Raw genomic sequence first — 15,346 nt, forward strand, 5'->3', positions numbered from 1 at the left:
CAAATACCCCTGTGGCGGATATCACAAGGGGGGCAGGGCAAAGAAAGTTGTCAGGTCCGTGATGGCCTACGATCGGACGGCGATGCTCAAACTCCTGCGCCCGGCCATGACCCGGATACTCACCCCGCTGGGCAGGGCTCTCGTCGGCCGCGGGATCGGCCCCGACGCCGTCACGGCGATCGGCACCCTCGGCACCGTCGTGTCCGCCCTGCTCTTCTTTCCCCTGGGGCTGCTGACCGTGGGCGCCCTCGTCATCACCGTCTTCGTGCTGTTCGACCTCCTCGACGGCGTGGTGGCCAGGCTCGGCGGCAAGGGCGGCAGCACCTGGGGGGCGTTCCTCGACTCGACGCTCGACCGGGTCGCCGACGCCGCCATCTTCGCCGGCCTGATCTTGTATTTCGTCGCCGGAGGCGACACGCTGATGGCCGCGGTGACGTTGGTGTGCCTGGTCGCGGGCGCCGTGGTCTCCTACGCCAAGGCGAGGGCGGAAGGGCTCGGGCTCACGGCCGACGTGGGGCTGGCCGAGCGTCCTGAGCGGCTGGTCGTGGCGCTGGTCGCGGCCTTCTTCTCGGGCCTCGGCGTGCCGTACGTCCTGCCGGCGGGCATGTGGCTGCTCGCGGTGGCCAGCCTGATCACCGTGGGGCAGCGGGTGGTGGCGGTCTACCATCAGACGAGGGAGACATGAGCGAGAAGGCGTCCGTCAGCGATCGCATCGTGGCCGCGGGCTTCGCGGCCGGTTGGAAGCTCGTTCCGCTGCTGCCCCAGGGCCCGACGGCGGCGGTCTTCCGCTTCATGGCCGACCGCGTCTGGCGCAGGGGCGGCAAGTCCGTCCGCCGGCTGGAGTCCAACCTGGCCAGGGTGACCGGCCTCGAGGCGGGCAGCCGCGAGCTGAGCGAGCTCACCAGGGCCGGCATGCGCTCCTACTTCCGCTACTTCCACGAGATCTTCCGGCTGCCGTCGATGCGCACCGAGGAGATCGTGCGCCGCACCCACGTCATCGGCGCCGAGCACGTGCACGACACCGTGGCGGCCGGGCGGGGCGTGGTGCTGGCCCTGCCCCACATGGGCAACTGGGACCAGGCGGGCGCGTGGCTGGTGGGCGTGGGGCATCCGTTCACCACCGTGGCCGAGCGGCTCAGGCCGGAGTCGCTGTTCCGCCGCTACGTCGCCTTCCGCGAAGGGCTCGGCATGGAGGTGCTGCCGCTCACCGGAGGCGACGGGCACAACTTCGGCACCCTGGCCACGAGGGTGCGCAAGGGCGGGGTCGTGTGCCTGCCCGCCGAGCGCGACCTGACCAAGAGCGGCGTCGAGGTGCGCTTCTTCGGCGCGACCACCAAGGTGCCCGCGGGGCCGCCGCTGCTGGCCGTGCAGACCGGGGCCGCGCTGCTGCCCGCGACCGTCTACTTCGTGGGCGACGACTGGGGCATCCACATCCATGAGGAGGTCCCGGTCCCGGAGGACGGCACCCGGCAGGAGAAGGTCGCCGCTGTGGCGCAGCGCATGGCCGAGGTGTTCGAGAAAGGGATCACCGAGCACCCGGAGGACTGGCACATGCTGCAGCAGCTCTGGCTGGAGGATCTGCGGTCATGAAGGTCGGCATCGTCTGCCCCTACTCGTGGGACATGCCGGGCGGGGTCAAGCAGCACATCGACGACCTGGCCCAGGCCCTCATGGCGCAGGGCCACGAGGTGTCGGTGATCGCGCCGGCGGCCGACGACGAGGAGTTGCCCCCCTACGTGACGGGCGCGGGCCGGGCCGTCCCCGTGCCGTACAACGGGTCGGTGGCGAGGATGTCGTTCGGCTTCCTGTCGGCCGCGCGGGTGCGGCGATGGGTGCGCACGGGCGAGTTCGACGTGCTGCACATCCACGAGCCGCTGATCCCGAGCCTGGGCATCCTGGCCTGCTGGGCCGCCAAGGGCCCGATCGTGGCGACGTTCCACGCCTCGTGGGTGCGCTCGCGGGCGATCGCGGTGGCCGAGCCGGTGCTGCAGAGCGCGCTGGAGAAGCTCAGCGGGCGCATCGCGGTCTCCGACGCGGCCCGTAAGAGCCTGGTGGAGCAGTTCGGCGGCGACACCGTGCTGATCCCCAACGGCGTGACCGTCTCCCGCTACACCGAGGCCGAGCCGCTCGACGGCTGGGGGCCCGACGGCGCCACGCTCGGCTTCCTCGGCCGGATGGACGAAGAGCGCAAGGGCCTGCCCATCCTGCTCGACGCGTTCTCGGAGCTGGCGGCCGAGCGGGCGGACGTGAAGCTGCTCATCGCGGGCCCAGGCGACGAGAAGGACGTCTACGAGCGGGTGCCCAAGCGCTTCCACGACCGGGTGACCGTGCTCGGCATGGTGAGCGAGGCCGACAAGATCCGCGCCTACCACTCGGTCGACGTGTTCTGCGCGCCCAACACGCGCGGCGAGAGCTTCGGCATCGTGCTGGCCGAGGCCATGGCGTCCGGGGCCACGGTGCTGGCCAGCGACATCCCCGCCTTCCGCCGGGTGCTCGGCGACGGGCAGGCGGGCGCGCTGTTCTCCAACGGCGACCCCGGCGCGCTGGCACGCGAGGCGGGCGCGCTGCTCGACGCTCCGGAACGCCGGGCCAAGCTGGCCGCCGAGGCGCTGGTCGCGGTCAGGAAATACGACTGGTCCACGGTCGCGCGCGACGTCGTGCGCGTCTACGAGACGGTCACCACGAGCGGCGCGGGGCGTGTGGAGGAAGACCTGTGACATCCACCATGATCGTGTTGATCGTGGGCATCGTCGTGGTGCTCGTGGCCGTCTACATCTCCTGGCGTGCGGGCCGGCTCGACCGCCTGCACATCCGGCTGGAACTGGCTCAGGAGTCGCTGGACGCCGCGCTGATGCGGCGCAGGGCCGTGGTGCTGGAGCTGGCCGGGTCACGCCTGCTCGACCCCGCCACGTCCCTGGTGCTGGCCGCCGCCGCCCATGAGGCGAGGACCGCGGGCCCCGACGAGCGCGAGCACGCCGAGAGCGACCTGTCGCGGGCGCTGCGGGCGGTCGTGGACCAGGAGCGGTTCAGGGAGAAACTCTCGGAGGCGCCCGGGGGTCGTGCCCTGCTCGAAGAGCTCGACGCCGCCGTGGCCAAGGTGGTCTACTCCCGGCGCTTCTACAACAACGCGGTCGCGGTCACGCGTACGGCGCAGCGCCGCTGGCTCGCCAGGACCCTCCGCCTGGCCGGCCACACCGAATACCCCCGGTTCTTCGAGATTGATGACAATCCGCCAGCGGCTATGGCAACTGAATGACCTGATTTGGCGAAGCCAGTAAGCTTCATCCCGTTTTCAGGGCTGAAGCGAGGAGTGTTACTGGTGCGGCTATCCCGGACGATCACGATCTGGCTGGCCGGAGCGGCCGTGCTCCTGCCCGCCTCGGCCTGTTCCTCCGAGGAGCCGGCGCCGGGCAAGGTGCCGCAGGCAGCCGCCTCCGTCGCGCCGAGCGAGGAGCCCGTCGAGGTCAAGACCCACCCCTTCACCGGCAGGCCGTACGACAGCCTCAAGCCCGTGCTGGCCGTGAAGATCGAGAACACCGCGGCGGGCAAGCCGCAGCAGGGCCTGAAGAGCGCCGACATCGTCTACGTCGAGCAGGTCGAGGCCGGTCTGACCCGGATCATGGCGATCTTCTCGTCGAAGCTGCCGTCCAAGGTGGGGCCGGTGCGCAGCGCCCGCATCTCCGACCTGCACATCGCGCCGCAGTTCGGCAAGCCCGCCTTCTCCTACTCGGGGGCGCAGAGCAAGATGTTGCCGTTCATCGCCGAGGCGTCCCTGTTCGACGTCGGCGACACGCGCAACCCCGGCGCGTACTTCCGCCAGCCGGGCCGCTTCGCCCCCTACAACCTGTTCGCCAACACCAAGCGGCTGCTGGCCGCGGCGCCGAAGGCGAGCAAGGCCAAGGACATCGGCTTCACCTTCGGCGACGCTCCGGCCGAGGGCGGCGTGGAGCGCAAGTCGTACACGGTCAAGTGGCCCGCCGCCCGCTTCACCTTCGCCTGGTCCGAGGCGCGGAAGAAGTGGATGATCTGGCAGGACGGCAAGAAGGACGTGGCCGCGGAGGGCGGGCAGCTCGGCGCGCCGACGGTCGTCATCCAGTACACCAAGACCGAGCGCTCGCAGTTCCACGACAAGAACGACAGCTACACGCCGCTCGTGCACACCACGGGCAAGGGCAAGGCGATCGTGCTGCGCGACGGCAAGGCGTACAAGGCGAACTGGGAGCGGGAATCGGAGAAGGACGGCACGACGTTCACCACGGAGAGCGGCGAGCCGATGAACTTCGCACCCGGCCAGGTCTGGGTCGCCCTCGCCAGCCGCAAGCCCGTCATCCCCTAGTCCTTCTGTATAAGCAAGGCCATAAAACCTGACATATTGGCATGTCGGGGGAGGGGTCCGTCAGGACCTACGATGGGCTTGAGAACATACCGATTCGCCGTGAGAGCCCGTGAGGAAGACCGTGTCCAGCAGCACGCCAGAAAGCAGCCCCGTCACCGGAACGGCCCGCGTCAAGCGCGGCATGGCCGAGATGCTCAAGGGCGGTGTCATCATGGACGTCGTCACGCCCGAGCAGGCCAAGATCGCTGAGGACGCCGGGGCGGTCGCCGTCATGGCCCTCGAGCGTGTCCCCGCCGACATCCGCGCCCAGGGCGGCGTGTCGAGGATGAGCGACCCCGACATGATCGACGGCATCATCGAGGCCGTGTCGATCCCCGTCATGGCCAAGGCCCGCATCGGCCACTTCGTCGAGGCGAAGGTGCTGCAGGCGCTCGGCGTCGACTACGTCGACGAGTCGGAGGTGCTCACCCCGGCCGACTACGCCAACCACATCGACAAGTGGCAGTTCACCGTGCCGTTCGTGTGCGGGGCGACCAACCTGGGCGAGGCCCTGCGCCGCATCACCGAGGGCGCGGCGATGATCCGCTCCAAGGGCGAGGCGGGCACCGGTGACGTCTCCAACGCCGTCACCCACATGCGCACGATCCGCGCCGAGATCAAGCGGCTCACGTCGCTGCCCGAGGACGAGCTGTACGTCGCCGCCAAGGAGCTGCAGGCGCCGTACGAACTGGTCGCCGAGGTCGCGAAGCTCGGCAAGCTGCCGGTCGTGCTGTTCACCGCGGGCGGTATCGCCACCCCGGCCGACGCCGCGATGATGATGCAGCTGGGCGCCGAGGGCGTCTTCGTGGGCTCCGGCATCTTCAAGTCGGGCGATCCGGCCAAGCGCGCCGCGGCCATCGTCAAGGCCACCACCTTCTACGACGACCCCGACGTCATCGCCAAGGTCTCGCGCGGCCTGGGGGAGGCCATGGTCGGCATCAACGTCGACGACATCCCGCAGCCGCACCGGCTGGCCGAGCGCGGCTGGTAATCCCTCCGTACGGCGAAAATCGCCAGAAAAGGCGGCATCCGCGAAGGATGTCGCCTTTTTCTGTTCTGCTGTTCACCCACTGGTCATGATCCTGAGTCAGGCTACGGACGTCCCTCACCCTTGATCGTCCGGGAGCCTCACGTGTCCAAGCTGAACCGCCGGCACTTCCTCGTCACCGGTTTAGCGGCGGGCGCCGCCGCCGCGATCCCCGCGACCGGCGCGCACGCCGACCCAGACCCCGCCGCGGACCCCAGTAAGGAAACCGCCCAGAGCCTCGCCTCGCGCGGGCTGCGCACCGACCCCTTCACCCTCGGCGTCGCGTCGGGCGACCCCGACCACGAGGGCTTCGTCATCTGGACCAGGCTCGCCCAGCAGCCGATGGCCGAGGACGGCCTCGGAGGCATGCCGCAGCGGCCGTTCCCCGTGTCGTGGCAGGTGTACTCCGACGAGCGCGCCCGCCGCGTCGTGCGCAGCGGCGTGACGGTGGCCGCGCCGGAATGGGGGCACAGCGTCCACGTGGAGCTCGCGAACCTGGGCTCCGACCGCGACTACTGGTACCGCTTCCGCGTCGGCCCGTACGTCTCGCCGCTCGGCCGCGCCCGCACCGCCCCGCACCCCCTGTCGTACGGCGGCGCCCTGGCCATGGCGTTCGTCTCCTGCTCACAGTACGAGCACGGCTATTTCACGGCGTACCGCCGGCTGGCCGAGGAGCGCCCCGACGTGATCCTGCACCTGGGCGACTACCAGTACGAGTACACCAAGGACACCTACACCATCCCCGGCGGCAACGTCCGTGACCACGAGGGCCCCGAGACCGAGACCCTCGCCGGCTACCGCCAGCGCCATGCCCAGTACAAGACCGACCCCGACCTGCAGGCCGCGCACGCCGCCGCGCCGTGGCTGGTGGTGTGGGACGACCACGAGGTGGACAACAACTGGGCCGACGAGGTGCCCGAGAAGCCCGAGATTCCCCAGCCGGACTTCCTGAGCAGGCGCGAGGCCGCCTTCCGCGCCTACTACGAGAACATGCCGTTGCGCCGCACCTCCATCCCGCGCGGCATCGACATGCAGCTCTACCGCCGCATCCGGTGGGGCAGGATGGCCACCCTCCACATGCTCGACACCCGCCAGTACCGCGACGACCAGGGCTGCGGCGACGGCTACCGCGACTGCCCCGCCTCGATCGACTCGGCCCGCTCCATCACGGGCGCCGAGCAGGAGGCGTGGCTGCTGGACGGCTTCCGGCACTCGCGGGCGCAGTGGGACATCCTCGGCCAGCAGGTCTTCTTCGCCCAGCGCGACAACAACGACGGCCCGGCCAAGATCACCAGCCAGGACGCTTGGGATGGTTACGTCGCCTCCCGCAAGCGCATCACCCAGGGCTGGCTCGACGCGAAGGTGCGCAACCCGGTCGTGCTGACCGGCGACGTGCACGCCCACTGGGCCAGCGACCTCAAGCTCGACTACGACGACCCGACGGGCCCGTCCGTCGGCTCGGAACTGGTGGCCACCTCGATCTCGACCGGAGGGAACGGGGCCGACTCCGACCCGGCGACGCACCCGTTCCTCAAGATCAACCCGCATCTGAAGTTCTACAACAACCAGCGCGGCTACGTGCTGACGAAGGTCGAGCGCGATCAGATGACGGCCGACTTCAAGGTGGTGCCGCAGGTGCAGACACCCGGCGGCGAGGTGTACACACGGGCCACGTTCGTGATCGAGGACCGGGTGCCCGGGGTGCAGCAGACGTACCTGCGCCCGATCGACCCGGCCCTGCGCAGCCAGCCCATGACCGTGGAGGAGACGGTCCGCCTGGAGACCGAGCGTCCGTGAACCCCCGCGCGCCGGCCGGGACACACCGCCGTGTCCCGGCCGGCGCGCTCCGCGGCCCTCTGGCCCCGAGGCGCGGACCCTGCCAGGAAGATCCCGGCCCGTCGTGGTGTTGAATTGTCTGAACCCGCACCCGGACGGAAGGATCTGCTGTGCCCACGATCGGTGTACTCGCCCTGCAGGGCGACGTGCGCGAGCATGTGCGCATGCTCCAGGAGGCGGGGGCGCGGGCCACGGCCGTGCGCAGGCCCGCCGAGCTGGAGGCGGTCGACGGCCTGGTCATCCCCGGCGGCGAGTCGACGACGATGTGGAAGCTCGCCGAGGCCTTCGACATGTTCGAGCCCCTGCGCATGCGGATCAAGGAGGGCATGCCCGCCTACGGTTCCTGCGCCGGCATGATCATGCTGGCCGACCGGATCGAGGACGGCGTTTCCGGCCAGCAGACCGTCGGCGGCATCGACATGGTCGTCAGGCGCAACGCGTTCGGCCGCCAGGTCGACTCGTTCGAGGAGGACATCGACTTCGCCGGACAGCGGGTGCACGCGGTCTTCATCCGCGCGCCGTGGGTCGAATCCGTCGGCGCGGACGTCGACGTGCTGGGCAAGTGCGAGCCTGGGGATAGGATCGTCGCGGTCCGACAAGGGCCGCTGCTCGCGACGTCGTTCCATCCCGAGCTGACCGGAGACGCTCGCGTGCACCGTTACTTCGTAGACATGCTGAGGGAGCTCTAGCCAATGTCCGGCCACTCCAAATGGGCGACGACGAAGCACAAGAAGGCCGCGCTCGACGCCAAACGCGGCAAGCTGTTCGCGAAGCTCATCAAGAACATCGAGGTGGCGGCCCGGACAGGTGGCCCTGACCCGGATGCCAACCCCACCCTCTTCGACGCCATCTTCAAGGCGAAGAAGAACTCCGTGCCCAACGACAACATCGAGCGGGCCCGCAAGCGCGGCGGCGGCCTCGAGGCCGGCGGCTCAGACTGGCAGACCATCACCTACGAGGGCTACGCGCCCGGCGGCGTCGCGGTGCTCATCGAGTGCCTCACCGACAACCGCAACCGCGCCGCCTCCGAGGTGCGCGTGGCGCTGACCCGCAACGGCGGCTCGCTGGCCGACCCCGGGTCCGTCTCCTACATGTTCAACCGCAAAGGCGTCGTCATCGTGCCGAAGAACGGCCTCGACGAGGACACCGTGCTGATGGCCGTGCTCGACGCGGGCGCCGAGGAGGTCAACGACCTGGGCGACTCGTTCGAGGTCGTGTCCGAGGCCGGTGACCTGGTGCCGGTGCGCAAGGCCCTGCAGGACGCCGGCATCGACTACGACTCGGCGGAGTCGAGCTTCCTGCCGACGATGAGCGTGCCGCTCGACGAGGAGGGGGCCAAGAAGGTCTTCCGCCTCATCGACGCGCTGGAGGACAGCGACGACGTCCAGAACGTCTACGCCAACTTCGACGTCTCCGACGACGTGCTGGCGGCGCTGGACTAGCGTTCTCCCCGGCGAAGGCCGGGGTGCGTCCAGGCGCCTCGGGTGTGGCGGGCCTGGCCCCAAGCGAGACGGCGACGGCCGCCGGGATCCGGACGTTCTCGTTCGGCATGGTGCTCACCCGCGCAGGCCCTGAGCGCTCCACAGAGACGCTCGCGAGCCTCGGGTCCGACCACGCCCTTCCGGATGGCCGGGTCAGGCGCTGAAGCGGCCGTCGCGACCGTCGCAGGGGCGATCCTGGGCGTGTTCGGCATGGTCGCGACCGTCGTCGCCGTGGCGCCGGCGGCCGCACAGTGGCCGCACAGTGGCCGCACAACTGCCCTGTCTCGACAGGCTCGCCCTCACGGCAAACGGTTCGCGAGCGCGTACGCCCGCCGCATAAGTTGGCTGACTGTGGAAATACGCGACCTCACCCCTGATGACCTCGACGACGTCCTTGACCTTCGCAGACGCGCCTTCGGCCCGCTGTCCGCCTCCGACAGGGACAGATGGCGCCGGGCGGTGCTCCCCGCCCTCGGCGAGGGCCGTTATCTGGGAGGCTTCGACGGCACCAGGCTGGCCGCCGCGGCGCGGCTGCGTCAGTTCACGCAGTGGTGGCACGGCAGGCCGCAGCCGATGGCCGGGATCGCCGGGGTCACCGTGGCGCCGGAGGACCGCGGCCGCGGCTGCGGCAGCACGATCATGCGGGCCGTCGTCGAACGCGGCAGGGCGCTCGGCGACGCGGTCTCCGCGCTCTATCCGGCCACCACCGGCATCTACCGCTCGCTCGGCTACGAGCACGCCGGCGCCCAGCACAGCGTTCGGCTCCCCGCCGAGTTGCTGCGCCAGATCCGGCCGTCCGGCCAGGTCAAGCTGCGCAGGATGGGCCCGGGCGACGCCGGAGAGGTCGGCTCCATCCTGCACCGCGTCCACGGCGCCGTCCGCGCCAGCGGGCCCATCTCCTGGGACGAGCAGACCTGGAGCCTGTGGCTCGAGAGCGAGGACGACTTCCTCTATGTCGCCGACGACGGTTTCGTGATCTACCGGTGGCACGGCGAGGACATGCTGGTCGACAGCCTCGTCGCCGGATCAGGGGAGACGCTCAGGGCACTGTGGTCCCTGGTGGGCAGCGCGTCCTCGATCGCGCACGAGGTCGTCGCGCACGTGGCTCCCGACGACCCGGTGCTGTGGCTGCTGCGCGAGCGGACGATCGAGCAGGTCACGCAGCGGCGGTGGATGTTCAGGGTGCTCGACGTCGCCGCGGCGGCCGAGCGCAGGGGCTACCCGGCGCGCCTTGCCGGCGACGCCGTCGTCACCGTGGACGACCCTCTCGGAGGGGGCGGCACGTGGCGGCTGGAGTTCACCGGCGGCTCTGTCGCGGTCACGCCGGCCGAGCAGCCCGGGGTGAGGCTCAGTGTGAACGGCTTCTCCGCCCTGTACGCCGGGATCCCGGCGGCCACCCTCCGCCTCAGCGGGCTCATGTCCGGAGATGGCCGATACGACGAGACACTCGATGCCGCCTTCGCCGCCAGGCCGTACATGCTCGAGGACTTCTGACGGGCGTTTCGCGGTGCGCGGCCACCGTGGGCGGAGTAGAGTCTCGTGCCGAACAGATGTTCGGCGTACACGGGAGGGCATACCGGTGCGGGTGATGGGCGTCGATCCGGGGCTGACCCGGTGCGGTCTGGGCGCCGTCGAAGGGCGTCCGGGCGCGCCGCTGACGCTCGTGGCCGTCGGGGTGGTGCGCACCGGCTCCGACGAGGAGCTCGGGGCCCGGCTCGTGGGCATCGAGGCCGGCATCGAGAAGTGGCTCGACGACGTGCGCCCCGACGCGGTCGCGGTCGAGCGGGTCTTCAGCCAGCACAACGTACGCACCGTCATGGGCACGGCGCAGGCCGCGGGGATCGCGGTGTTGTGCGCGGCCCGGCGTGGGCTGCCCGTGGCGCTGCACACGCCGTCCGAGGTGAAGGCCGCCATCACCGGCAGCGGCACGGCCGACAAGAAGCAGATCGGCGCCATGGTCACGCGGCTGCTGCGGCTCGCCGAGATGCCCAGGCCCGCCGACGCCGCCGACGCGCTCGCCCTGGCCATCTGCCACGTCTGGCGCGGCGGCGCCCAGCACCGCCTCGCCGCGGCCCTCGCCAAGGCCAGGAAGGGCTCCGGGCCGTGACGGCGCAGTGGAGCACGCCGCTCGCCGCACGGCGCTCCGGAGCGTGCACGCCTCCGGCCGCTTCCGGGGCGGTTCACATGGGCGTTCGCGCCACTTGCGGGGCCGGCCTTCGGCAGGCTGGTTCCTGAGGCGGAGGGCAGGGTTGTGATCGCATCGAAGACAGGAGGCGGGTTGTGATCGCGTCGGTGGCGGGGAAGGTGACGGCGATCGCGCCCGACGGAGCCGTGATCGAGGTCGGCGGCGTCGGGATTCTCACCCACTGCACCCCCGGGACCCTCGCCACGCTGCGCGTCGGCGAGGAGGCGCGCCTGGCCACGTCGCTCGTCGTGCGCGAGGAGTCCCTCACCCTCTTCGGCTTCGCCACCGACGACGAGCGGGCGGTGTTCGAGTTGCTGCAGACGGCCAGCGGCGTCGGGCCCAAGCTGGCGCTGGCGATGCTGGCCGTGCACACGCCCAACGCGCTGCGGGTGGCCGTGGCCGGCGCCGACCTGAAGGCGCTCACCCAGGTGCCGGGCATCGGGCAGAAGGGGGCGCAGCGCATCGTGCTGGAGCTGAAGGACCGGCTCGGCACGCCGGAGACGGCGGTCGACGCCGCGCTCAACGGCGAGCGGAAGGCCGCGCCCTGGCGCGAGCAGGTGCACTCGGGGCTGGTGGGGCTCGGCTACTCCAGCAAGGACGCCGACGAGGCGATCGCCGCCGTGGAGCCTGAGGCCGACGCCGACCTCGCCGCCGGGCGCCAGCCGCGGGTGGCCACGCTGCTGAAGGCCGCGCTGCGATCGCTGAGCGTGCGATGAGTCATGACGGCGGAGCCGGCGGGCCGTCGTCGCGTCGCGTGTCCGGCGGGACCGGTGGTCTCGCGTTGCGCGGAGCGTCCGGCGCGGTCCCGACTTTCGATAGGTTGGCCCGGCCGGGTCGCGACGGGCGGTGCGTTGCCCCCTCCCGCGGGCTGGGTGTGGTGCGTAGGGTCGTCGTCGGCGGGAGGAGGTGCCACGGTGAGCTCTGATCGGGAGCTCGTCTCACCCGACGCCGAGGGCGAGGAGCTGCAGATCGAGGCGGCTCTCAGGCCCAAGCGGCTGGGCGAGTTCATCGGCCAGGGGCGGGTGCGCGAGCAACTCTCCCTTGTGCTCGAAAGCGCTCTGCGGCGGCAGCGGCCACCCGACCACGTGCTGATGAGCGGGTCTCCTGGGCTCGGCAAGACGACCCTGGCGATGATCATCGCGGCCGAGCTGAACGCGCCGCTCCGGATCACCTCGGGCCCGGCCCTCGAACGCGCGGGCGACCTCGCGGCGATCCTGTCGACGCTGGCCGAGGGCGAAGTGCTGTTCATCGACGAGATCCACCGGATGGCCAGGCCCGCCGAGGAGATGCTCTACCTCGCGATGGAGGACTTCCGGGTCGACATCGTCGTCGGCAAGGGGCCTGGGGCCACCGCCATCCCGCTCGACATCGCGCCGTTCACCCTGGTCGGCGCCACGACCAGGGCCGGGCTGCTGCCCGCGCCGCTGCGCGACAGGTTCGGGTTCACCGCCCACATGGACTTCTACGAGGTCGGCGAGCTGGAGCAGGTGCTCTACCGGTCGGCGAGGCTGCTCGGCGTCGGCCTGCCGGACGACGGCGCCCACGAGATCGCCAGGCGGTCGAGGGGCACGCCCCGCATCGCCAACCGGCTGCTGCGGCGGGTGCGCGACTTCGCCGACGTGCGCGCCGACGGGGTGATCGACCGCGCTGTCGCGGCGGCGGCGCTCAACCTTTATGAAGTTGACGCAGAAGGGCTCGACCGGCTCGACAGAGCGGTGCTTGGCGCGCTGCTGAAGAAGTTCGGCGGCGGTCCCGTGGGGCTGTCGACCCTCGCGGTCGCCGTGGGCGAGGAGCCGGAGACGGTCGAAGTGGTGGCCGAGCCGTTCCTCGTACGCCAAGGTCTGCTGGCCAGGACGCCGCGCGGCCGGGTGGCGACCGCGGCCGCGTGGACCCATCTCGGCATGACTCCACCACCGGACGCATTCGGAGCCCCGCTTTTCGACTGATCACAGAACGGTTGCAACCGTTTCAATATGGGAACTTCCCCGCGCGCCGAAACGCTGCTTCGTTGCCGCGTTTCGCGACAAGCGCCTACACTCCGTGGCTTGGCTGGCTGTGTAGGCTGACGGCCCGAGTGGCGCGGTCCGACGCGACGCACGGAATTTCCGGCGCGAGGCCGGTGTCAACTCCTTGTACGACAATGGAAGGTCGCCCCTTATGGACATGGGACAACTCGGAAGCATCCTGCCGCTGATTCTCTTGGTGGTGGTGTTCTACTTCCTGCTGATCCGCCCTCAGCGCAAGCGCCAGCAAGAGGCGATCCGGATGCAGAACTCTCTGACCCCGGGTGCGCGCGTCATGACCACGACGGGCCTGTTCGGCACCGTCGTCGCGGTGGACAATGAGGACGTCGTCCTCGAGGTCGCCCCCGGTGTCGAGACCCGCTGGGTGAAGGCCGCCATCGGCCGCGTCGTCGCGCCCGGAGACGCTCCCGCAGGTGACGGGGCCGCCGACGGCACCGCGTCCGACGAGGAGGGCAAGAACGAGTCCGAGGCCGCCGTGGATCGCAACGGAGACCAGGACTCCAGCACCAAGCAGTCCTGACTAAGCTCTGCGACAAACCTCTATCTGAAAGAACTGACGACCAGTGGCCCGACCGACCAGCCGCCACAGCCGACCGGGGCGTACGCTCCTGGTGCTTCTGGCGCTCTTCCTCGCCCTGGGCGGGACGATGTTCCTGCAGCAGGCGTACACGCCCAAGCTGGGGCTCGACCTCGCCGGCGGCACGACGGTGACTCTGTCGCCCGTGACCCAGAACAACGCGGCTCCTCCAGAGGAGATCCTTGACCGGGCGGTCAACATCATCCGCGACCGGGTCAACGGCACCGGCATCTCGGACGCGGAGGTCGCCAAGTCCGGCGACAACATCATCATCTCCATTCCGGGAGTCGGGCAGAACGAGGCCATCAAGCTGGTCGCGACCACCGCGGAGCTGCGCTTCCGCCAGGTGCTCGCCATGGAGGCCACGCAGGCCCCGGCAGACCTGGCGACCAACGCGCCGACGCCGAGCGCCTCGCCCTCGGGCGGCAAGTCCGCCGAGCCCTCGGACCCCGCGAGCAAGTCGGACGAGCCCGCGGCCTCCGACCCGGCCAAGCCGAAGGCCTCGGAGCCGGTCAGGCCGCCGGCGTCCCAGTCGGCCGGAGCGCCGCAGCCGAGCACGTCCCCCACGGGCAAGGCGCTGTCGTCGGCGCTGACCGCGCCGACGCCCAGCACGTCGGCCGAGCCCTCTGCCACGCAGAGCCCCAAGGGTCAGGACAAGCGGGGCACCAAGGACGGGAAATCCACGCCCGCGCCGAGCGACGGCCCCAGCCAACCCCCGGCGGATGACCCCAACGCCACGGGCATCAACACCGAGGGCATCGACCCCGCGGTGCTGGCCCAGTACAAGAAGCTCAACTGCGCCGACCCCGCCAACCGCGGGCAGGGCGTCCAGGACGACCCCAACAAGCAGTACGCCGGCTGCGAGAGCGACGGCAGCTTCAAGTACGTCCTCGACGTCGCCAAGGTCGTCGGCACCGACATCGACACCGCCTCCGCGGGCGTCCGCCAGGGCACCACCGAGTGGGTCGTCCAACTCGACTTCAAGAGCAAGGGCGCCGGTGAGTGGAGCAAGCTCACCACCGCCGCCTACAACTCCCAGGAACCGCGCAACAAGGTCGCCGTCGTGCTCGACGGCGTCGTCATCACCGCCCCCAACATCATCAGCCCCATCCCGGGCGGCCGGGCGGAGATCACCGGCGGCTTCGACCAGGCCAGTGCCACCACGCTGGCCGACCAGCTCAAATACGGCGCGCTGCCGCTGAAGTTCAACCGCAGCTCCGTCGACACCGTCTCCTCGACCCTGGGCCAGGACCAGCTCGAGGGCGGCCTGATCGCCGGTCTGATCGGCCTGGCCCTCGTGGTCGTCTACTGTCTGCTCTACTACCGCGGCCTGGGCATCGTGGCGGTGCTGAGCCTCGTGGTGGCCACGATCATCACGTACACGTCCGTGGTGGTGCTCGGGCACAACGCCGGGTTCCGCCTCTCCCTGCCGCACATCATCGGCCTGGTGGTCTCGATCGGCATCACCGCCGACTCCTTCATCGTGTACTTCGAACGCATCCGTGACGAGATGAAGGAAGGACGGCGCACGCTCCGCTCGGCCGTCGAGGTGGCCTGGGTCCGTGCCAGGCGCACGATCCTGATCGCCGACGCCGTCATGTTCATCGCCGCCATCGTGCTGTACTTCCTGGCGGTGGGCGGTGTCGCCGGATTCGCGTTCGCAATGGGCCTGACCACGCTGATCGACGTCGTGGTGGTGTTCCTGTTCACCAAGCCGTTCATCGCTTTGCTGGCGAGGGTGAAGTTCTTCGCCAAGGGACACCCGCTGTCCGGCCTCGACGCCGAGCGTATGAGCGAGGTCGGCTCGACCGGCCGCACGACCACTCCGCAGGAGGCCTGAG

At 70.4% G+C, this 15,346-nt stretch carries 15 protein-coding genes; all 15 read left to right on the top strand.

From position 1 onward, the window contains the following. The first annotated feature begins 61 nt into the window (after positions 1-61). The 15 genes from pgsA (at position 62) to secD (ending at position 15,345) form a co-directional block, all read left to right on the top strand. The gene (pgsA, locus tag ABGB01_RS25505; protein WP_347621208.1) at positions 62-685 is read left to right on the top strand and encodes a phosphatidylinositol phosphate synthase; all 624 of its coding nucleotides are present in this window, start codon (positions 62-64) and stop codon (positions 683-685) included. After that, positions 682-1,590: a phosphatidylinositol mannoside acyltransferase gene (locus ABGB01_RS25510; RefSeq protein WP_347776065.1), complete on the top strand. Its 909-nt coding sequence runs from the start codon at positions 682-684 to the stop codon at positions 1,588-1,590. Before pgsA ends, ABGB01_RS25510 begins: the two co-directional genes overlap by 4 nt. Further along, positions 1,587-2,717 (top strand): glycosyltransferase family 4 protein, encoded by a 1,131-nt coding sequence (locus ABGB01_RS25515; protein WP_347776066.1) that lies wholly within the window; start codon positions 1,587-1,589, stop codon positions 2,715-2,717. Before ABGB01_RS25510 ends, ABGB01_RS25515 begins: the two co-directional genes overlap by 4 nt. After that, entirely contained in the window at positions 2,714-3,256 is a 543-nt protein-coding gene (locus ABGB01_RS25520) for a hypothetical protein (protein ID WP_347776067.1), read from the top strand. Before ABGB01_RS25515 ends, ABGB01_RS25520 begins: the two co-directional genes overlap by 4 nt. Positions 3,257-3,319: 63 nt before the next feature. Beyond that, complete coding sequence (locus tag ABGB01_RS25525) at positions 3,320-4,336, top strand: DUF3048 domain-containing protein (protein ID WP_347776068.1); 1,017 nt, start codon at positions 3,320-3,322, stop codon at positions 4,334-4,336. Positions 4,337-4,457: 121 nt separating this feature from the next. Further along, a complete protein-coding gene (gene pdxS, locus ABGB01_RS25530; RefSeq protein ID WP_132336510.1) occupies positions 4,458-5,366 on the top strand; it encodes a pyridoxal 5'-phosphate synthase lyase subunit PdxS in 909 nt (302 codons plus the stop codon). Between the two features lie 141 nt (positions 5,367-5,507). Continuing rightward, positions 5,508-7,199, top strand: a complete 1,692-nt coding sequence (locus ABGB01_RS25535; RefSeq protein WP_347776069.1) for an alkaline phosphatase D family protein — start codon at positions 5,508-5,510, stop codon at positions 7,197-7,199. 149 nt (positions 7,200-7,348) lie between these two features. Continuing rightward, a complete protein-coding gene (pdxT, locus tag ABGB01_RS25540; protein ID WP_347776070.1) occupies positions 7,349-7,927 on the top strand; it encodes a pyridoxal 5'-phosphate synthase glutaminase subunit PdxT in 579 nt (192 codons plus the stop codon). A gap of 3 nt (positions 7,928-7,930) precedes the next feature. Next, a complete protein-coding gene (locus ABGB01_RS25545; protein WP_347776071.1) occupies positions 7,931-8,680 on the top strand; it encodes a YebC/PmpR family DNA-binding transcriptional regulator in 750 nt (249 codons plus the stop codon). A gap of 390 nt (positions 8,681-9,070) precedes the next feature. After that, positions 9,071-10,213 carry a GNAT family N-acetyltransferase gene (locus tag ABGB01_RS25550; RefSeq protein WP_347776072.1) on the top strand — a complete coding sequence of 381 codons (1,143 nt, stop codon included), beginning with the start codon at positions 9,071-9,073 and terminating at the stop codon, positions 10,211-10,213. An 85-nt stretch (positions 10,214-10,298) separates the two neighbouring features. Further along, the gene (ruvC, locus tag ABGB01_RS25555) at positions 10,299-10,826 is read left to right on the top strand and encodes a crossover junction endodeoxyribonuclease RuvC (RefSeq protein ID WP_347776073.1); all 528 of its coding nucleotides are present in this window, start codon (positions 10,299-10,301) and stop codon (positions 10,824-10,826) included. A gap of 173 nt (positions 10,827-10,999) precedes the next feature. Further along, positions 11,000-11,620: a Holliday junction branch migration protein RuvA gene (ruvA, locus tag ABGB01_RS25560; RefSeq protein WP_347776074.1), complete on the top strand. Its 621-nt coding sequence runs from the start codon at positions 11,000-11,002 to the stop codon at positions 11,618-11,620. Between the two features lie 198 nt (positions 11,621-11,818). Further along, a complete protein-coding gene (gene ruvB / locus ABGB01_RS25565) occupies positions 11,819-12,850 on the top strand; it encodes a Holliday junction branch migration DNA helicase RuvB (protein ID WP_347776075.1) in 1,032 nt (343 codons plus the stop codon). Positions 12,851-13,067: 217 nt separating this feature from the next. After that, on the top strand, positions 13,068-13,448 hold the full coding sequence (yajC, locus tag ABGB01_RS25570) for a preprotein translocase subunit YajC (protein WP_347776076.1): 381 nt from the start codon (positions 13,068-13,070) through the stop codon (positions 13,446-13,448). A gap of 91 nt (positions 13,449-13,539) precedes the next feature. Continuing rightward, the gene (gene secD, locus ABGB01_RS25575; protein ID WP_347776077.1) at positions 13,540-15,345 is read left to right on the top strand and encodes a protein translocase subunit SecD; all 1,806 of its coding nucleotides are present in this window, start codon (positions 13,540-13,542) and stop codon (positions 15,343-15,345) included. Position 15,346: the final 1 nt, after the last annotated feature.

This window comes from Nonomuraea sp. B5E05 (genome assembly GCF_039880665.1).
Taxonomy (GTDB): Bacteria; Actinomycetota; Actinomycetes; order Streptosporangiales; family Streptosporangiaceae; genus Nonomuraea.